The organism is Anabaena sp. TISTR 8404, from assembly GCF_056847745.1.
The window spans coordinates 2833493-2854574 of the sequence record NZ_CP180578.1 but is presented as its reverse complement, the minus strand read 5'-3'; the positions used below and the strand labels follow the sequence as shown (position 1 = coordinate 2854574).

Annotated in this window: 11 protein-coding genes; 4 read left to right on the top strand and 7 right to left on the bottom strand. The window is 43.2% G+C overall.

Annotated features, from left to right (window positions below):
• The first annotated feature begins 254 nt into the window (after positions 1-254).
• Both ACMX3D_RS12375 and ACMX3D_RS12370 read left to right on the top strand, forming a co-directional pair.
• Complete coding sequence (locus ACMX3D_RS12375; RefSeq protein ID WP_482751704.1) at positions 255-3725, top strand: CHAT domain-containing tetratricopeptide repeat protein; 3471 nt, start codon at positions 255-257, stop codon at positions 3723-3725.
• A gap of 66 nt (positions 3726-3791) precedes the next feature.
• Positions 3792-4070 carry a hypothetical protein gene (locus tag ACMX3D_RS12370; RefSeq protein ID WP_482751703.1) on the top strand — a complete coding sequence of 93 codons (279 nt, stop codon included), beginning with the start codon at positions 3792-3794 and terminating at the stop codon, positions 4068-4070.
• A gap of 180 nt (positions 4071-4250) precedes the next feature.
• Here ACMX3D_RS12370 and ACMX3D_RS12365 read toward each other — a convergent pair.
• Positions 4251-5476 (bottom strand): ISAzo13 family transposase gene (locus ACMX3D_RS12365; protein WP_482752268.1). Its coding sequence is split into 2 segments (ribosomal slippage): positions 4251-4996 and positions 4996-5476, totalling 1227 coding nucleotides; the frame shifts between segments, so codons are not numbered across the junction.
• A 163-nt stretch (positions 5477-5639) separates the two neighbouring features.
• Between ACMX3D_RS12365 and ACMX3D_RS12360 the strand changes: the two genes are divergently transcribed.
• Positions 5640-6674 (top strand): hypothetical protein, encoded by a 1035-nt coding sequence (locus ACMX3D_RS12360; RefSeq protein ID WP_482751702.1) that lies wholly within the window; start codon positions 5640-5642, stop codon positions 6672-6674.
• A 35-nt stretch (positions 6675-6709) separates the two neighbouring features.
• Here the strand turns inward: ACMX3D_RS12360 and ACMX3D_RS12355 are convergent, their stop codons facing one another.
• The 6 genes from ACMX3D_RS12355 to rpsT all read right to left on the bottom strand — a co-directional run bounded on the left by ACMX3D_RS12355 (position 6710) and on the right by rpsT (position 18974).
• Complete coding sequence (locus ACMX3D_RS12355) at positions 6710-7258, bottom strand: GIY-YIG nuclease family protein (RefSeq protein WP_482751701.1); 549 nt, start codon at positions 7256-7258, stop codon at positions 6710-6712.
• A gap of 160 nt (positions 7259-7418) precedes the next feature.
• Positions 7419-11483: a DNA-directed RNA polymerase subunit beta'' gene (locus ACMX3D_RS12350; RefSeq protein ID WP_482751700.1), complete on the bottom strand. Its 4065-nt coding sequence runs from the start codon at positions 11481-11483 to the stop codon at positions 7419-7421.
• A 92-nt stretch (positions 11484-11575) separates the two neighbouring features.
• Positions 11576-13453 (bottom strand): DNA-directed RNA polymerase subunit gamma, encoded by a 1878-nt coding sequence (locus tag ACMX3D_RS12345; protein ID WP_482751699.1) that lies wholly within the window; start codon positions 13451-13453, stop codon positions 11576-11578.
• A 327-nt stretch (positions 13454-13780) separates the two neighbouring features.
• Positions 13781-17080: a DNA-directed RNA polymerase subunit beta gene (rpoB, locus tag ACMX3D_RS12340; RefSeq protein ID WP_482751698.1), complete on the bottom strand. Its 3300-nt coding sequence runs from the start codon at positions 17078-17080 to the stop codon at positions 13781-13783.
• A 736-nt stretch (positions 17081-17816) separates the two neighbouring features.
• The gene (locus tag ACMX3D_RS12335) at positions 17817-18602 is read right to left on the bottom strand and encodes a TatD family hydrolase (protein WP_482751697.1); all 786 of its coding nucleotides are present in this window, start codon (positions 18600-18602) and stop codon (positions 17817-17819) included.
• A gap of 75 nt (positions 18603-18677) precedes the next feature.
• Positions 18678-18974, bottom strand: coding sequence for a 30S ribosomal protein S20 (rpsT, locus tag ACMX3D_RS12330; protein WP_482751696.1), 297 nt, complete (start codon positions 18972-18974; stop codon positions 18678-18680).
• A 735-nt stretch (positions 18975-19709) separates the two neighbouring features.
• Here rpsT and hisD point away from each other — a divergent pair.
• On the top strand, positions 19710-21011 hold the full coding sequence (gene hisD / locus ACMX3D_RS12325; RefSeq protein ID WP_482751695.1) for a histidinol dehydrogenase: 1302 nt from the start codon (positions 19710-19712) through the stop codon (positions 21009-21011).
• Positions 21012-21082 lie beyond the last annotated feature (71 nt).

Sequence of the window (21082 nt, the reverse complement as noted above, 5' to 3'; positions counted from 1 at the left end):
TTTGGATTTTGGATTGAAAACCTTGATTTATTTTTATAGAAATAAATTAAGACATTGTTTTAAAAGTATTTATCTGTAACTTTTAGCACTTATTGATTCCCCCTAGCCCCCTTAAAAAAGGGGCAAAAGGACTTTTCCAACATCCTCTAATGCAATCTCTTTATAAGTCGGTTTTTTTTATTAAAAATTACAAGCTGTACATTACCTAAAAGTATAGTAAATCAGTTACAACTTCATTGCTAAAAAATGCTGTTATGACTAAGAGAATCGAACGTCTCCAGAAGCCAAGAAGATTTTTAGCAGCGTTCAGTCAAACTTCCCTTCTCTTAGTCAGCATAATAATTTTTGCTGAATTAGATGTAGCTGCTGGCTATGAAACACTAAATATTGCCCAACAACCACAAACAATTTCACCAGAAGTCAACCGTACTACCGCAGAGAAAATTTTTCAAGAAGGGGAAGAGTTGCTTCAGCACGGCACAGAAACATCGTTCCGACAAGCGATCGCCAAATTTGAAACTGCCTTGAAGCTCTGGCAAAAAATAGGAGATATTAAACAACAAGCTATTACACTCAACGAGCTTGGCTTTATTCATGATGCCCTGGGTGAAAAACAGCAAGCACTAGTATTCTTCAAGCAGTCTTTGCCTCTGAGAGAGCAAGTAAGCGATCAAGTCGGGCAAGCAATTACTCTCAACAATATCGGCGGTGTCTACGACGCGTTGGGAGACAAACAGCAGGCACTCAAATACTACAACCAATCCTTGCCCTTATCACGACAGGTAGGAGATCAAGCTGGACAAGCAGTGACTCTCAACAATATTGGCGGTGTCTACAATGCCTTGGGAGACAAACAGCAAGCACTTAAATACTACAACCAGTCCCTGCCAATATCACGACAAATGGTAAATAAAGCCCAGGAGGCTATCACTCTCAATAACATTGGCGGTGTCTATGACGCGTTGGGAGACAAACAGCAGGCACTCAAATACTACAACCAATCCTTACCCTTATCACGACAGGTAGGAGATAAAGCCGGGCAAGCAGTTACTCTCAATAACATTGGCGGTGTCTATGACGCGTTGGGAGACAAACAGCAGGCACTTAACTACTACAACCAATCTCTGCCTTTGAGACGGCAAGTCGGTGATAAAACTGGTGAGGCCATCACTCTCAACAACATCGGCGGTATCTACGACGCATTTGGAGACAAACAGCAAGCACTTAACTACTACAACCAGTCCTTAGTGCGATCACGACAAGTAGGTGATAAAGCTGGGCAAGCAGTTACTCTCAATAACATTGGCCGCGTCTACGATGCTTGGGGAGACAAACAGCAAGCACTCAATTACTACAATCAGTCTCTGCCTTTAAGACGACAAGTAGGAGATAAAAGCGGAGAAGCCGCCACTCTCAATAACATCGGTGGTGTCCACGATGGATTAGGAGACAAACAGCAGGCTCTAGGATTCTATAACCAATCCTTAGCCCTATCACGCCAAGTGGGGGATAAAGCTGGGGAAGCAACGACCCTCAACAACATCGGCGGTATATACAATGCCTTAGGAGATAGGCAGCAGGCACTTAAATACTACAATCAATGTCTGCCCTTGAGAAGGCAAGTAGGAGATAAAACTGGAGAAGCCGTCACTCTCAATAACATCGGCCGAATCTACGACGGATTGGGAGATAAACAGCAGGCACTTAAATACTACAACCAGTCAATGCCCTTAAGGCGACAAGTAGGAGATAAAACTGGGGAAGCCGTCACTCTCAATAACATCGGTCGTGTGTATGACTCGTTAGGAGATAAACAACAAGCACTTAAGTATTACGCCCATTCACTTTCCTTATCACGGCGAGTAAGTGATAAAGCAGGTGAAGCAACCACCCTCAATAATATTGGCGGTGTATACTCCGCATTGGGAAACACACAGCAAGCGCTGGTGTATTACAACCAATCCCTGCCCTTAAGACAGCAAATGAAGGATAAAGCTGGGGAAGCAATCACTCTTTATAATATTTCCTATCTAGAACGTAACCAAGGTAACCTCAAACAATCCCTGATTCAAATTGAAGCAGCTATCAAGCTAATCGAAAACTTACGCACAAAAATCACCAACGAGCAACTGCGTACCTCTTACTTTGCCTCGCAGCAAACAATTTACCAGTTTGCCAATGACTTATTAATGCAATTGCACAAACGATACCCAACCCAAGGCTACGATGCTTTGGCGTTGCAAACAAGTGAAAAATATCGTTCTCGCAGTTTGTTGGAACTACTCACGGAAGCTAACGCTGATATTCGCCAAGGTGTTAAACCAAAGCTACTAGAAGCAGAAAAAAACTTGCAACAGCGATTGGATGCAACTGAAAAACGCCGTTTAGAACTTTACAACAGTGGGCAATACACACCAGAACAAGCACAAATCTTAGAAAATGAACTGACCTCACTTCTCAAGGACTATCAAGATGTGCAGGCACAAATTAGATTGACTAGTCCCAAATATGCTGACCTCACTCAACCTCAACCCCTTTCTCTCAAAGAAATTCAACAGCAGGTGTTGGATGATAATACTCTGTTGTTGGAATACTCTTTGGGTGAAGAACGCAGTTATTTGTGGGCGGTTAGTAAAACTAGCATCAGCAGTTATGAATTACCTAAACGAGCAGATATTGAAAAAGTTGTTAAGCAATTTAACTATTTATTGAAAATCCGATATTACAGACTTACTGCCAACACCAAAATAGATGCAAGTTCTGGTTTAGGTACTTTTCGTAGTTCAGAAGTGCTAGAAAAACTCAGTCAAATGCTGTTACAACCAGTCGCTAGTCAATTGGGTAATAAACGTCTAGTTATTGTTAGTAATGGTGCTTTGCAATATCTGCCATTTGCTGCCCTACCTCAACCTGAAACCTCCGGTAAAAATATCAAACCCCTGCTAGAGAAACATGAAATTATTTACTTACCCTCGGCTTCTACTCTAGCTGTAATCAGGCACGAACACAGAGAACGTAAAATTCCTCGTAAAACCTTAGCAGTCATAGCAGATGCCGTATTTAGTAATGATGACGATCGCTTAACTAGTATTATCCATCAACCCTTACCTAAGCAAAAAATTCCATTCATCAACCCAAATTTCTCTTTTGAGCGTTTATCTTTTACTCGCCAAGAAGCCGAGGCAATTGTAGCTTTAGTGCCTAAATCTCAGACTATACAAGCATTAGGATTTGCCGCTAATCGCGCTTTTGTTACTAGTTCTCAACTAAGTGAATACCGCATAATACATTTTGCCACCCACGGCCTTCTCGATACCGAAAACCCAGCTTTATCCGGTGTTGTGCTGTCACTGTTTAACGAAAAAGGTATGCTGCAAAATGGCTTTTTGCGTCTGCAAGATATTTTCAACCTCAAACTCCCCGCCGAATTAGTTGTTCTTAGTGCTTGTGAAACTGGCTTAAGCAAAGAAATTAAAGGCGAAGGATTAGTAGGATTAGCTAGGGGATTTATGTATGCAGGTAGCCCCCGTGTATTGGTGAGTTTGTGGAGTGTGGATGATGAAGCAACATCAGAATTGATGAAGAAATTTTATACCAAAATTCTGAAACAGGGATTGACCCCAGCAGCTGCACTCCGAGCCGCCCAGTTGGAATCGTTGGAAGATGAGAATTACTCTTCACCTTATTATTGGGCGGCTTTTACTTTACAAGGTGAGTGGCAGTAACCCACGACAAATTGTTGTGATTTGAAGCTGAGTTTGGGAATACTAAACTCAGCACTGAATATATATATGACTTTTTTACACAAAATTACTCAAAATTTTTTACGTAATAAATCTCAAAATAGCGCTGGAATTAGCCAACAACCTAAAGTAGTAAAGCAAAAAACATTAGCTGAATTAGAACAGGAAATAGCAGCACAAGCACAACTTAGCAATACACCTCAGAAAAAAACACATAACAAAGCAAAAAGAGGTATAGGTATTAAGCTAATTGGGATAGTTATACTTATTGGCATTCCCGCAGGGGACTTCCAAGAAATAAATTACTCAGCAAAAATCATAATTTGATATCTATAAGATAATGATAATCATTCTGAGGGGGGTGAGAGGCGGTTGCCGACGGCAACCGCCTCTCACCCCCTAAAAACACTCATAAAAAAGTCTGCACTCTGTAAATAATGTCAGGTGCATTATCATCATTAATATTGATATTTTTTTAGCTGAAAGCTTTAAAAATAGTCAGAGAAATTAAGTGCTGCCACAACAAATATCAACAAACCATTTACCTAAATTGGGAAACTTTTCATTTGTGGAGTTAGTCAGACGTTCTATTTGTTCTTCAATAGCAGACATAGCTTTATTGGTTAGCTTAACTCCTGTTTCATAAGTCTGAGTTATTAATTTAACTACTACAGGATGTTTGCCTTTCCATGTCATGTTTTTTGCAAAATTTAAAGCAGTTTCAACTTCATCGAGAATGCTGCCATTCCAAGACTTTTCTAATATCCCCCATACTCTTTCAATGGGGTTATATTTGCTGTGATAGGGTGGATAGTAGGCTAACCGTATATTTAGTTGATATTGATGAACAAACTCGACTATACGTTTCATGAACTGGGTACGTCTAGAATTATTATCTGTCCCATTATCCTGGTTAAGAATCAGGGTTTTTATTGTGGGAAATCGCCAACTCTCACTCTTCCAAAAATCTTGTAGAGCATCTACAATAAAATCACTCGTTACATTAGACTCTGTAAAGTATAAAAATAGTTCGTCTAATTCTGGAAGGAAGATGCCGTAAGGAGTTACGGTAGTTTTTGGATGAAAATTATGGTCTTCTGTTTCTGTGACAACTCGGTTTTTTCCTCCTCTGTCAAAGCAGCCAATATCTACACGGGCTTTGGCATCCAGACTAAGACGTAAGATACTTGGATCATCCAGAGCGGATTGATTAACTATTGCTAATTGTTCAAAAATTGCGTCTGTTTCTGGAATTTTTTTTGAGGTAAAACTTTTGCTACTCGATTGAGTCTATAACCTAAATCATTCAATTTGATACGAATTGTTTCTTCAGTTGGTAACTGTTCGTCACTATAGCCACACTTTTCAATTAATAGTTTTCTGACTTTGCTTGCTGTTAGGCGTGTATATAACCTCTGGCTTTTAAAACTTGGGTCGGTTTGGCTCTGTGAATCAACTAATTTTTTAATATCTTCTAACAACGAAGGTAAGTGTTCTTCTGCTTTCCATCGACCCCTAGCTGAATAATTATCAAAGCAAGTAATCCCACTGGTTAATTCTTTAATTCCTTTACGAATGGTTTTTCTATCCCATCCCAACTCGTTTTGAGCTATGAGTTGTCCTCCATAGCCTAATCCCATAACAGTCTGCGCTTGAAAACGTCGTCTGGCTGCACCTTTCAATTGAGTAGCTGTTTCCTTGAGCAAACTTTTCAATGAGTCAGTTAATTCAATTGACACTCCAACACACCCCAAAACTCGAACCATATATTGAAATTACTACAAAAAGGGAAGTCACGGCAGCCGATGGCTGCCGTGACTTCCTACCCCCCTATAATGATTATCATTATTATGCTTTGGGGATTTTATTTCTTGGAAGTCCCCAGGTGTGGTCTGGGTGGCAAATTTGCCTTACCCAATCATTCGCCGGGCTGTGGTGCAAAATGCGCCGTTTTTGTTACTACCCAGTTACATGAGTATGGAACAACACTATCGCCAGGCATTGGCATCAATTGAGCAAGCTGAATACTTAATTGAACAACCGACTAGTGCAGCAGATTTGGCATTGGGTGAACAGCAATTGCAACAGACAAAAACACATCTCAACAATTTGCCAACTGGTTTGGTTAACGATTCGCCGGAATATAAATATTGGTGGTATGAGTGGCGACTCAGCGTTTACGATATCAATACAGCCCGTCGTCAAGTAGGACAGCTAGAAGCCAAGGTTTTTCAAGAAAAAAATGCTCAAGCTTTGCTTGCTGATAATAGCCAAGCATTATTGAATGCAAAACAGCAGTATCAACAAGCTACAACAATAACTGATAAAAAGTTAGCGATCGCAGCTTGGCGTGCAGCACTAGATAAATTAGCAGAAATTCCTAGCCAAACTTTAGCCGGAAAAACTGCTCAAAATCAACTAGATGGCTACAAGCGTGATTTTAAGGAAGCTGTGGGATTAGCAGCAGGAAATGAACATGTCAGTGCTTTAATTACCGCCGCCCAGCAATTTGCTTGGCAAGCAGCAAAAGCTGGTCAAAATCCACCACACACACTCACTGAATGGGAACAAATCGAAAAGTTGTGGTTAGAAGCCATTAATCGGTTAAAACAAATTTCTTCTGAAGATGTGGTAGGTTATGCCCAAGCACAAAAGTTATTAGCAACTTATGAAACTAATTTGGGTCAGATCAAAATCAGACGACAAGCTGAGGCAGAATCTGTACAAGCTTTATCTAGGGCGCAACGAGAAATCGAAAACTTAGTAGCTTCAATTCCCACTGAACCCCAAAATTTAGATCGTAATCGTGTAATTAGTCAGTTGCACAGTATTATTAACCAATTAGAAAGAGTAGAAAAAGGTACAACTGTTTATTTAAAAGCTCAAGAGTTATTGCGATCGGCAAATAATAAATTCAAGCAATTCCAATAATATTTTCCCATTAGTTCTAGCTTCGGAATTTTTTCTCAAGATTTCAAATCAAGCAACCCTTCTTCTTTTAATTTAGGATTGAAGCGAAGTTGCATTTGCAACCCACGAGATTCTAAAATTTTGATAATTTCTGCTTCTACTCGTCGCGCTACATTCTTAATCACTTTTATTTGTGCTAACTCATCATTAGCTGGATTTTGATGATTCGCCTGTTCTTCTGCTGTCATTAAGCTTTTAACATTGATAGGCTGCGTCCATTTTTCTTTATTGTCTCCATTTCCTAAAGGCATACTTCCATTTTCTGTAATCCACCCATTCTCGATATTTTCTAAAACTGTGCGGCTAGGACGTTCAATAGTTTGAACTTTCACCCAATAACATTGTTCTGGTTGACGAACTAAATGTTGTTTTAGGCTTAAATAAACATCACGAGAATATCCCACAAATTGTAGTGATTTATTCTGGTCAAAAATAGCATACACACCGATTTTTCCTTGAAATATTTCAGGTAGTTTACCTGCTTCATCAATGTAAGGAAAATACTCTAGGTTGGCTAAAGATGGCATATTTGTTTCGTTAGTCATATATCACATTTATTGATTTGCTGATGAGATTGTTTGTATAAGTAAGATTAACCTAAACTTTGTTATTCAATAATTTGACCATAGTTTTTCTCATATAGTCAAAAGAAAAAGGCAAAAGAAACTTTTCTTTTGCCTTTTGAATTAATTATTGACTTTTGATTTACATATCGAAATCATCATCGTCATCGTCAACTTCCTCATATTCATCTTCTTCTTCATCAGATACGAGGTCATGAACTTCATGGACTCCATCGATAATTAAATCATCTTCATCCAAAATTGATCCTGTACGCCGACTACCATAAGTACCTTCTGTCAGAGAAGGTGTATCTAAATTGTAGGCACGAGCAGTGCGATCGTCTAACACCATATCCAGTGGATCATCCACTTCATCCAACACACTTGTGGTGTCTAAAGTAGAGTAATCATCGATCGCACCAGGTTCATCATAAGTATTGTAGCCAGTACCTGCCGGAATCAATCGTCCGATAATTACGTTTTCTTTCAGACCACGTAACCAGTCGGATTTACCTTCAATCGCTGCTTCAGTCAAGACCCGTGTGGTTTCTTGGAAGGATGCAGCCGAGATAAAGCTGTCGGTGTTCAAAGATGCTTTGGTGATACCTAACAATACTGGTGTGTATTGCGCCCTAGCACCACCTGTGATTGCCATTGCTTCGTTAACTTGTTCAACTTGGCGCAATTCTACCAACTCACCGGGCAGCATAGTGGTGTCACCACCATCATCAATCCGTACTTTGTTGGTCATCTGACGCACAATCACTTCAATGTGTTTGTCCGCAATATCAATACCTTGGGACTGATACACCAATTGCACTTCGTTCACCAAGAATGTTTGCACCTTCTGCAAAGCATGGCTGGCGCAAGCGTAGACTCCATCCTCAGAACCCAAGCTGAAGAAAATTTCCAAAATTTCGTGGGGGTTGGATGGGCCATCAGTAATCGGTTGTCCGGCGGAGACGTGGGAACCATCAGGTACTATCAGGTTTTGTCCAGGGCCAAGGGGATAGTCGCTGACTACACCGTTGGATTCGACAATCTTGACAGCGATCGCTTCATCGCCATCACCATAAACTACCTTGACTTCTCCACCTCTTCGTACCAAAATACACGCTTCTTTTGGTTTACGAGCTTCGAGAAGTTCTTCAATCCGAGGCAAACCTTGAATGATGTCTCCAGTTTTGGCACGTTCAAATACCAACAGCACTAAGTTATCACCGCGCTGTACTAAGTCACCATCTTCAATTTGCAATACTGCACCAGGGCTGACTCGGTAAGGACGACCAGCGCGAATAGTTACAGTATAGTTCTGAGTACTGAGTGCTGATTCATCACCAGATGCTGCCGGAGCCGCATTCTTCACCTCTACAATTTCCCCAGATTCTTCTGCAAATACACCCGGAGTAATTTCGGCCCCCTCTACCATCAAATCGCCAACTTTCACCTTGGGTTTGGCGGTAGTAGTCATTGTAATCATGTCGCTGTGACGCAATACTAAGCAACGGCGTACTGCTTCTGTACCTTTTTGGACACCTCGTACAATACCCCCTTCTTTACACAAGATTTGAGTACTTGCGACTACAGCACCAGGGGCAATGGTTTGGCCATCTTGCACTTCCAGACTTGTCTGAGTACTACCTTGGGTAGCATCAGCAACAATGTCACGCCGAATTACTAATGACTCCAAAATTACTAGCTGCAAGCGTTGTATATCTGAATTTTCCGCATCAGGCACCAATTCAATATCTGCCGCTAGGGGAGAAGCATTGTGGTCTTGTTCACCTTCTTGCTCAATTTCCAACACTAGCTGAGTGCGTAGGAGTTCTACGCCTTCTACAGATTTGACACGTTCAGCATCTTTGTAAGGCAGACGCTGTACTGCTCGCAATTCAATTGAACGTCCAGTTTGCTGACTCACAGATGTAGTAGAAGGTACATCTGGGGTGTTTGGTACAGCAAATTCAACTACAGGACGGCTCAACAATGCAGGGCCTTCTGGAGACTCGACATACTGGATGTAGCGCAATTCCGTAAAGGTTTGTCCCAACAATTCTTCGCCAGGTTGGACAAAGGTATTGTCTCTGCCAATAACTGCTTCTGGATCATCCACCATCAGCAGTTCGCCGGGTTTAATGACCACTTCCCGCAGAATGTCGTTTTTCTGGGTGACTTCTACGACACCACTGTTTTGGCAGAAAATATCTTTCACTACCTCAGAACCAGCTTCGACAAACTGACCATCTTCTACCAATAACAAGGAAATATCTTTATTGACTTCGTGGGTTTCTTCAGGAATCCACAGCATTGTGCCTCCCTGTACCACTTCATAACCTTGTTTGGCTTTGCCTTTCTTCTGGACTTCTAGCCCAGCGAATTTCAAAAAGCCACCAGTGGTAGTGCGATAGCGGTCATCAATTAATTCTGCAACTACTTGACCATTCTGTACTTTTGTGCCTGGAGTAGCTCGGAGGTTAAATTCCTGGTTGTTCCCAGTGGAGATCAGGTAGTTGTTACGCCCTTGAGAACTGTTGACGGTAACGGCTGCTTGGTCTAAAACTACCGAAGCGGTAATGATTTCAATTTCTCTAGTACTCTTACCTGGGGTAGCTTCTGGTAAACGCACCACACCACCATGCTGACTAGTGAGCTTGGTTTCTGCTAATACGCCATTACTATCGATGCGATCGCCATTCTTCACCACCAATTCTGCACCAGGGGGCAAGTTATAAACTTCCCCAGACAAAATCCAAATCAAACCACCTCGTGCGGCTGTAGTTGTGGTGTTACCTTGACGGTCTGTTTTTTGTTCAGCAACGACATCAGCAAATTTGACTTCCCCAGCCAAGTCAGTAGCCACATCTTTCACAGCTTTTTCGGTGTTGGCACGAGTTGTCCGTCCACCAATTGCTACTTCTGCCAACAACTGACCTTGTTTTACTTGCTGGCCATCGGTGATGTATAGTGTTGAACCTTGGGTAACTTGAATTTCTTGGTTAACGGGAGTTTCGGAACCTTCTTTAGTGGGTTCTAAAATCAAGGTGCCGTTAGCTTCTACGTACAAAGCATCTTCACCGTGACGGGTACGGTAAGGCCTTGTCCGCAATTTGCGGGGAATTTTGACTGTACCAGCAATTTTCGAGCGCACTTGTTGTGCCACTTCCCCAGTGAACACACCACCTGTGTGGAATGTCCGCATGGTTAGCTGAGTACCTGGTTCACCGATACTTTGAGCAGCAATGATTCCGACAGCTTCGCCCAAGTCTACCATCTTGGCGTGAGCCAAACTCCAGCCGTAGCAGTGTTGACAAACAGAACGTGCGGCTTCACAGGTGAGAGGCGATCGCACCACAACTTCTTTTACCCCAGCTTTTTGAATTTCTTTTGCCAAGTCATCAGAAACCGGAGTATTGCGTGGCGCAATAATTTCGCCCGTAGTAGGATGTACTACATCTTCGCCAATCACCCGTCCCATTAAGCGAGTTGCGATCGGAATCAAGGTTTTGCTACCTTCGGTCATTGATCGTAGTGGAATACCTCTGGTAGTACCGCAATCAAATTCCCGAATAATTACATCTTGGGATACGTCTACTAAACGGCGAGTCAGATAACCAGAGTCAGCCGTCCGTAGCGCCGTATCTACCAATCCTTTCCGCGCACCGTAAGAGGAAATAATATATTCTGTTACAGTCAAACCTTCCCGGAAGTTGGTTTTAATGGGTAAGTCAATAATTTCCCCTTGGGGATCTGCCATCAATCCCCGCATTCCCACTAACTGACGGACTTGGGAAATGTTACCCCGCGCTCCCGAAAACGCCATCATGTACACAGAGTTGAGGGGATTGGTTTTCTTAAAGTGAACAACCACCTCGTCTTTGAGAGCTTCACTAGTACCGTTCCAGGTGTCGATTACTTTCTGGAAGCGTTCGACTTCTGTGATTTCTCCCCGTTGATAACGAGCTTCTGTCGCCCGAATTTCTTCTTCTGCGGCTTCCAAAAGACTACGCTTACTCGGTGGTACCATCAAATCATCCACACTGATGGAAACCCCAGCTCTGGTAGCGTAGCGGAAACCTAAATCTTTGAGTTTGTCTGCCATTACTGCGGTTCGCGCCGTACCGTAGTTGGTAAACGCCCAAGAAATCAAATTTCTCAGTTGACCTTTATCAACTACACGATTGCGAAAAACTTTTTTTTCGTTAGTCATTAGTCATTAGTCCTTAGTCAATAGTCATTGGTCAAGAGTCATTAGTCATCAGTCAAATACTTTTGACTTTTGACTTTTAACTTTTGACTTTTTTAACTTGCTAGTGCTTCCTGAATTGCCTTGTTGTAAATGACGCGGCCAGGTGTTGTGCGTATGTACTGAGAAATTAAATTTCCTTGGGAGTCTTCTCGAACTCGGCGGAACTTATACAGTAATGTCCGACTACCGTCATCGTTATTAGTTACTTCCAAGGGTTCTGTATCAGGTTGATCTGATTCAACCTCACCGTCAAACCGCACGTAGATATAGGCGTGTAAGTCTACTTGCTGTTGCTCAAAGGCCATAATCACATCCTCAAGCGAAGCAAAATAATTACCAGCCCCTTTCGTCGCGTGGGGATTTTCTGCGGTTAGGTAATACGCTCCTAGTACCATGTCTTGGCTAGGCGTGATAATTGGTTTACCTGTAGCTGGCGACAAAATATTGTTAGAAGCCAACATCAACAACCGTGCTTCTGCCTGACTTTCCAAGGACAGTGGTACGTGTACCGCCATTTGGTCGCCGTCGAAGTCAGCGTTAAACGCCGGACAGACCAAAGGATGTAGTTGTATGGCTCGTCCTTCTACCAAAATTGGTTCAAAAGCTTGAATCCCCAAACGGTGCAGTGTTGGTGCGCGATTAAGCATCACTGGGTGTCCTTCGATTACCTCTTCCAGCACATCCCAAACACTTGGGTCGGAACGAGAAATGAGCTTTTTAGCCGCTTTAATGTTATTCACCATCCCACTGCGAATTAAGCGGTTGATGACAAATGGTTGAAATAGCTCAATTGCCATTTCTCTCGGTAAGCCGCACTGGTGAATATTTAGCTTTGGCCCAACCACAATTACAGAACGTCCAGAGTAGTCAACCCGTTTACCCAACAAGTTTTGGCGGAAGCGTCCTTGCTTACCCTCAATAATGTCAGATAAAGATTTTAAAGGTCGGTTGTTTGCCCCAACTACTGTGCGACCACGACGACCGTTATCAATCAAAGCATCTACTGCCTCTTGCAGCATCCGCTTTTCGTTCCGCACAATAATTTCTGGTGCCAAAATTTCTTGTAGGCGTGCCAGACGGTTGTTGCGGTTAATAACGCGTCTGTATAAATCATTCAAGTCACTGGTTGCAAACCGTCCACCATCTAGTTGCACCATTGGGCGCAAGTCAGGGGGAATTACAGGGATGACTGTCATAACCATCCACTCTGGTTTAGAACCAGTCGCAATGAAGTTATCAATTACCCGCAGACGCTTAATGAGTTTTGCTCGCTTTTGTCCTTTAGCAGTACTAATTTCTTCACGTAAGCTTTCCGCTTCTTGCTCTAAATTAATATCAGCCAGTAAGCGTAACAGCGCTTCCGCACCAATACCTACCTCTACCCCTTGTAAGGTAGAATCTTCACTGTAGATTTGGTCTTCAATTTCTAACCACTGGTCTTCACTCAGTAGTTGTTTATAAGTTAGAGTTTCGGCATTACCAGGGCTGAGAACAACATAAGAGTTGAAATAAACTATTTGCTCTACATCCCGCAAAGGCATATCCAACAGGATGGCAATATAACTAGGTATACCTTTGAGATACCAAACGTGAGCTACGGGTGCAGCGAGTTTGATATAACCCATGCGGTGGCGGCGCACTCTAGATTCAGTGACTTCTACACCACAGCGTTCACAAACAATACCTCTGTGGCGGACTCTCTTGTACTTACCACAGTGACATTCCCAATCTTTTGCTGGCCCAAAGATGCGCTCACAAAATAAGCCATCCATCTCTGGCTTTAGAGTCCGGTAATTAATCGTTTCTGGTTTAGTGACTTCACCTACTAATTGACCATTAGGTAGGGTGCGTTCTCCCCATTGCCGAATGCGCTCTGGTGATGCCAAGCCGATTTTTACGTAGTCAAACTGATTAGTTTGGGCTGCTCTCATACTTAAGTGTTGAGTTCTTCGTTATAAGTAAAGTATTCAGTTAAAAGTAATGAATCAAGAGATTTCTAAGCTCTGAGTGCGAACTACTAAGATGTTAAATCCTCAGTAATACCAGTCCGCTCAAGTCGGAAAATTATGCGTGGCAACCGCTCGCTCATGGGGAACCACTCTGTGGCGGTGAATCATCACTGCGGAAGGGTTTCCCGACCCAGTTGACTGTGAATCCGAAGGGGGGTTTCCCCCATTAAAGGAAGTGGCGTGGAAATCCCCAAGACGGTGTTGCCTCACTACGCAGCTGGCTCCTCCGCACTCAGTACTCAGCACTCTCTACTCGTCGTCTTCCAACGATTCACGGGAAAGAGATTCGTAAGTGGGTCGCGGTGGTGTGCGTCTAGCTGCTTGGTCTGCCATTAAATCGACTTCTACATCTAGAGAACTGCCGTCTGCTTGGGTTTCTACTTTGTGAACAGCAATATCCAATCCCAAGGATTGTAGTTCTCGCATCAACACCTTAAAGGATTCAGGTGTTCCTGGACGAGGAATCGCCTTACCTTTAACGATCGCATTTAACGCTTCATTCCGTCCCTGCATATCGTCAGATTTAACTGTCAGCAATTCCTGCAAGGTATAAGCTGCACCAAAGGCTTCCAATGCCCAAACTTCCATTTCTCCGAAGCGTTGACCACCTTGCTGTGCTTTCCCACCCAAGGGCTGCTGAGTAACCAAGGAGTAGGGGCCTGTAGAACGGGCGTGAATCTTATCATCCACCAAATGTACCAGTTTCAGCATATAAGCTACGCCTACTGTGACTGGTCGATCAAAGGGTTCGCCTGTACGACCGTCAAACACCATGATTTTGCCAGGGTCATCAGGGTTATATACCCAGTCTCTACCTGTTTCATCTCGTGCTTCTTGCAATTTGCCATGCACAATGCGGCGCGATGATTCTTCCCCATACATTTCATCAAAAGGAGTAATCTTAAATCTCACGCCCAAGGTATGACCAGCCCAACCTAAAAGACACTCAAATACTTGTCCAACGTTCATCCGGCTGGGTACGCCCAAGGGGTTAAGTACGATGTCTACTGGTGAACCATCTGGCAAGTAAGGCATATCTTCCAGTGGCAATATCCGGGAAATAATTCCTTTGTTACCGTGGCGACCTGCCATTTTGTCCCCAACTTGGATTTTCCGCTTCTGGGCGACATACACCCGTACTACCATGTTGGCTCCAGGTGGCAGTTCATCGCCTTGTTCACGGGTAAACAAGCGCACATCAACTACGCGACCTTTTTCACCGTTAGGTACACGTAACGAGTTGTCTCGCACATCCCGCGCTTTTTCCCCGAATATCGCACGTAGGAGTTTTTCTTCTGGTGGTTGGTCAGATTCACCTTTGGGTGTAACTTTACCAACTAAGATATCTCCTGATTCTACCCACGCCCCAATGCGGATAATGCCTTGTTCATCTAACTGGCGTAAAGCATCTTCCCCGACGTTGGGAATTTCTCTGGTAATTTCTTCTGGGCCTAATTTTGTTTGTCTAGCCTCAATTTCATATTTTTCAATGTGAATTGAGGTGTAAACGTCATCCTGTACCAGCCGTTCAGAAATCAAAATTGCGTCTTCGTAGTTATAGCCTTCCCAAGGCATATAAGCGACGACAATATTTTGCCCCAGCGCTAATTCACCACCTTCTGTGGATGAACCATCTGCTAGTACTTGTCCAGCAACAACTCGTTCACCAATTCGTACCAAGGGTTTTTGGTTTAAACAGGTATCTTGGTTAGAGCGTTGGTATTTAGAAACGGTGTACTTAATTTCTGATGCATTTGGTTTGGGACGTACACGAATTTCTGTGGCATCAACGTAGGTGACCTCACCATCAGTACGGGATACAATTACCATCCCGGAGTCTCTCGCACCTTGGGCTTCCAAACCAGTTCCTACTAAGGGACGCTCTGGTTTGAGCAAGGGTACTGCTTGGCGCTGCATGTTAGAACCCATCAGAGCGCGGTTAGCGTCGTCATGTTCCAAGAAAGGAATCATACTAGTAGCTACAGATACAATCTGTACTGGTGAAACCGCTACATAGTCTACCTGCTCTGGTGTTGTGGTTGAGAATTCTTGACGGTAACGTACTGGTACTTGTGGCCCAATGATGTAACCATTTTCATCAACAGGTACGTCTCCTGGAGCTACCCGCAGATCGTCTTCTTCATCGGCGGTCATGTAGACGGGAGGTAAATCAAATCTTACCCGTGCGTTCTCTACTGGGCGGAATGGTGTTTCTAAAAAGCCATACTGGTTAACGCGAGCATGGGTAGCCAAAGAACCAATCAAACCAGCGTTGGGGCCTTCTGGAGTTTCGATGGGACAAATCCTTCCGTAGTGGGAGGGATGAATGTCTCGCACAGCAAACCCCGCCCGTTCACGAGTCAAACCACCAGGGCCTAAAGCTGAAAGTCGGCGTTTATGTGTCAGTTCTGCCAGCGGATTGGTTTGATCCATGAACTGACTTAATTGGCTGGAACCAAAGAATTCTTTGATAGCTGCGACTAATGGTTTAGGGTTAACCAAGGATGCTGGTGTCAAAACTTCAGCATCAGATACGGTCATCCGTTCCCTAATAATCCGTTCTAAGCGGTTTAATCCTACCCGTACTTGGTTTTGCAGCAATTCGCCGACACTTCTTACACGGCGATTACCTAAGTGGTCAATATCATCAACACTACCGATATCATATTCTAAGTTGATGAGGTAATCGACGGCTGCCAAGATATCACCAGGAGTCAGCACGCGCATGGTATCGGGAACTGACAACCGGAGTTTTTTGTTGAGTTTATAGCGACCAACTCGACCCAAGTCATAACGTTTGGGGTCGAAGAACCGTGAGTCTAACAGCTGTTGTCCACCTAATACGGTTGGTGGTTCACCAGGACGGAGTTTGCGATATAACTCCATCAGGGCTTCTTCTTCTGAGAATTGCCCTTCTTTTTCGATGGTTTTTTGGAAATATTCTGGGTGGCGCAGGGCATCAAAAATTTCGTTGTCTGATAAACCTAAGGCTTTCAAAAGTACCTGCGCTGAAAGTTTCCGGGTTTTGTCGATACGTACCCAGACCAAATCGTTACGGTCGGTTTCAAATTTTAGCCATGCTCCTCGGTTAGGGATGAGGCTGGCTGAATATGTCCGTCGTCCGTTTTTGTCGATTTCAGATTTGTAGTAAACTCCAGGCGATCGCACAATTTGGTTGACAATTACCCGCTCGGCTCCGTTAATAATGAACGTGCCGCGATCGGTCATTAAAGGCAAATCACCAATAAATACTTCTTGTTCTTTGATGTCCCCTGTTTCTTTGTTTAACAAACGTGTGGGGACATACATTTGGACTGCGTAAGTACTATCCCGCCGTTTTGCTTCCTCAACGCTGTACTTTGGCTCCTTAAGTTTATAATTCTGTCCTAAAAAGTGCAGTTCTAATTTGCCTGTATAGTCTGTAATAGGACTAAAGGAGTTTAGTTCTTCTATCAACCCTTCTTCTAAAAACCAGCGAAAGCTTGATCGCTGAATTTCAATCAAGTCGGGCAACAAAAAGGCGGGTTCCATATATTTGTCGTTATTCATGCCTCTACCTTTGTCAACCTGGTTAAACTTTTAGAGGACACTGCTGTGGGACGGTTCCTTTTACTAGCCAGTGTCCTTAGCTGTTTGGGAACTTCTCCTTGTGCCACCTGCTATTGATTCATGCGGATAATCGCAGCAATTTTTTAATCTGGACAGGGCAATTTTGGCAAGGGGGGTAAACGCCCTTGCCAGCAGTCAATAGCTATTAAAAACCAGCTATTAACTTGATTTCTCAACAACAGGTTGAGATGTTTCTGCATTTGATTTACTTTCCTCACTTCCCCTCCCAAAAGCGCGTAAAGTTGCTTACGCCGCTCGAAAATGTTGCATCTTTCAATACACCGTTTATATTGACGGCAATATCTAAAGATAGTAATAATTAATCGCCTGATGTCGGCGTTGAGTCAAAATGGCTTTATTGTGGTGGGTTTTACTCACAAGACAATTACTTTTAACAATTTTCTATAGTTTTAGATACAAAGCAGGGTATATTTTGCCAAAGTTGAGCTACTAATGTTGGTTGCCACGGTTAGTCATGTATTCAGAGCATCCGTATGTGGAGAGTGGAGGATGGTCAAGTTGATAACAATACAATATGCAACTTAAAAGTTTTCAGTTTCTTCCTTTATCATTATGACGCAAGCAAAATGTTTTGGAGGGATTAATATTAACATATTTTTATCCTCCTGAGCTTTTAATTGTTTTTCCTACACCGACTAATCGTCATAGTTAACTCTTATAGAGCCAAACCAAATAATTTACAGGCATTTTGCGTGGTTTGGTGGGCGATCGCTTCTAATGTCTCTCCCCGCAACTCGGCTAACTTTGCCGCTACATAGCGAACATAAGCAGGTTCATTACGTTTTTCGCCCCGTTTCGGAACAGGAGCAAGAAAAGGGCAGTCTGTTTCAATTAATAGGCGATCGCTACTTACCATCGCGGCTGAGGCGTGAATATCTTTAGCGTTTTTGAACGTAACAGTTCCGCTAAAGCTAATATAAAAACCAAGGTCAAGGAACCATTGAGTTTCTTCTGGTGTACCACCCCAGCAATGCATTACACCCCGAATTTTTCCGCCTTTGATTTCCTGCCATTTTTGCAAAATTTCCCTGACATCACTGGCCGCATCACGACAGTGAATAATCACGGGAAGATTGAGTTCGGCTGCGATCGCTAGTTGCGCTGCAAATACCATGCGCTGTTGCTCATGGTTTTCGGCTTTGTAGTAATCCAGCCCCATTTCCCCAATCGCTACCACTTTCGGTTCTGAACTCGCTAAGTATTTAATTTTCTCGGCTGTATCACTTTGCCATTTTTCGGCATCTAAGGGATGCAAACCAACGGCAAAGCTTAGTTCAGGAAATTGGTGAGCGATAGTTTGAATACTGGAAAACTCTGATGGTTCAACACAGGAATGTACTAAACGCACTACTCCCGCTTCTTGCCATCGCGATCGCACTGCTGCTAAATCTGGCTGGAAGTTATCAAAGTTAAGATGAACGTGGGTATCAATCAGCTGCATTTTTAGTCAAATGTCAATTATCCATAGTCCAGAGTCAATAGCCGATTTTTTTGACTATTGACTGTTGACTATTGACTACTTTGCTGTTTGCGTGAGTGGCTTGAGTCTGTGAGCCAATCTCGATTTTTTCCTAGCCCCATTATTGGGATGCAGAACGCCCCGCTTGACAGCTTTATCGATTTTGCTGTAAGCCTCAGCCAGTCGTACTTCTACTTCTTGTTTGAGTTCGGGCGTTGGATTAGCCGCGTAGGTTTCTACCACAGTCAAGTATTTTTTCATCAGCGTCTTAACAGCTGATTTGTAGGTTTTATTCCGCAGCCGATTGCGTTCTGCGATATTGGCGCGTTTAAGAGCAGACTTTGTATTCGCCACAGTCGATTCCAAAAAGACTATTAAGATGTACACACACTACTAGATTTACTAATATAGCATTCATCTTGCCAATGTCAGAATTTCTCAAAAAAATCTTGCTTCTCCAGAACCTAGGCTGAAAGGTCGTCTGTTGAAGCTGGGGATATAAGGCGTAGCTGGATAATTTGCGATTTTCTAATTTGTATGCCTAACCTAGGAAATAAGCTAGAATAAAGTACTTCAATAAATTATCTACCTAACTAATTACCACCTGAACCAGTGGTGTAACTGCCAATGTTGCTGCCAAATCAGGATGTATTTTTAGTAGACAGTAACTATGAATATAGTTAAATTTTAGGTGTTTACATGTATACAACTGAAACATTGCATTTGTAAGTATGTTAGTCGATAAAGTTAGGAAAATTAAGTAAAAACTATACTCAGACCCTATTCTTACTTCTAAATTGGCAAATCAGAATGTATCAACATAAAAAACCTACAGAAAATGAGAGATAGGGAGCGAGAATCGGGGGAATTGACCGCCGCTTTCTGGCGTGAACCAACTAGACAAGTTGAACTGAGCAACTTTGATCATCTAAATTAAGTAACCCATGTGCTGGCAGCCTTGGGAGTATCAAAAAAATCCAGGTTAAGCTAGAGATGAGAATGAAAGCGAAACTCGTCCCTCTTGGGGGTCAAGAGCAAGACTAATTCTCAAGCGGGAATAATCTAAAATTTTGGCATTTTCCTTACTCCATGCTGCGAATCATTACTCAGCAGGCAGATGTTAAAGCAGAACTACAACGTATCTGCGATCGCACCCATGACGAACAGGTGGTTCACAAAGAAGCAACGGTGCGGGAAGTGTTGCAAGCGGTGAAGCGCCAAGGCGACAAAGCTGTGTTACACTACACGGCTGAATTTGACAACCAAACCTTGCAGCTTGAAGAACTGCGCGTCACGGGTTCAGAATTAGATACAGCGTACCAACAAGTATCTAAAGAATTGCTCCAAGCAATTCAGTTAGCTGCTCGTCAAATTGAAGCATTTCACCGTCAACGAGTCCCAAAAAGCTGGGTAAACTTCGGGGAAGATGATGTAGTGTTGGGCAAACGCTACACCCCTGTAGACCGAGCCGGGATATATGTCCCTGGTGGTCGTGCGGCTTATCCCAGTACCGTGTTGATGAATGCCATTCCAGCAAAAGTGGCTGGTGTACCGCGTGTAGTCATGGTAACACCACCAGGGGCGGGGAAAGTCATTAACCCAGCTGTGCTGGTGGCGGCTCAAGAAACAGGAGTGCAAGAAATTTATCGAGTTGGCGGGGCGCAGGCGATCGCAGCTTTAGCCTATGGTACAGAAATAATTCCGAAGGTCAATGTTATTACAGGCCCAGGGAATATTTACGTCACCTTAGCCAAAAAACTCGTCTATGGAACCGTGGGCATTGATATGCTGGCAGGGCCGAGCGAAGTGCTAATTATTGCCGATTCATCGGCAAATCCTGTGCATGTGGCTGCTGATATGTTAGCCCAAGCTGAACATGATCCAATGGCAGCGGCAATTTTGCTGACCACAGATACAGCTTTGGCAAAAAATGTCCAAGTCGCAGTTGAAAGACAATTAGTCGATCATCCAAGGCGGATAGATACCGAAAAAGCGATCGCTCACTATGGCTTAATTGTCCTTGTCGAATCTCTAGCCGCAGCAGCAGAACTGTCAAATGAATTTGCTCCTGAACATTTAGAGTTAGAAGTCAAAGATCCCTGGGCAATTTTGCCACAAATCCGTCACGCTGGAGCTATATTTTTAGGTTACTCGACACCAGAAGCTGTAGGTGACTATTTAGCAGGGCCAAACCATACATTACCCACTTCTGGCGCTGCTCGTTATGCTTCGGCACTAAGTGTGGAAACTTTCTTGAAACACTCTAGTATTATTCAATACTCACCCACTGCCCTGCAAAAAGTGGCTGGCGCAATTGATGCACTCGCAACAGCTGAAGGCTTACCTTCCCATGCTGATTCTGTCCGGCGGCGGATTCAAAAAGATGAGTGATGGGGAATGCTTAATTTTTTCCTATACTTTTAGCAAAAAGGACTCCTGGGCTGCACACTAAAAGATTAAAC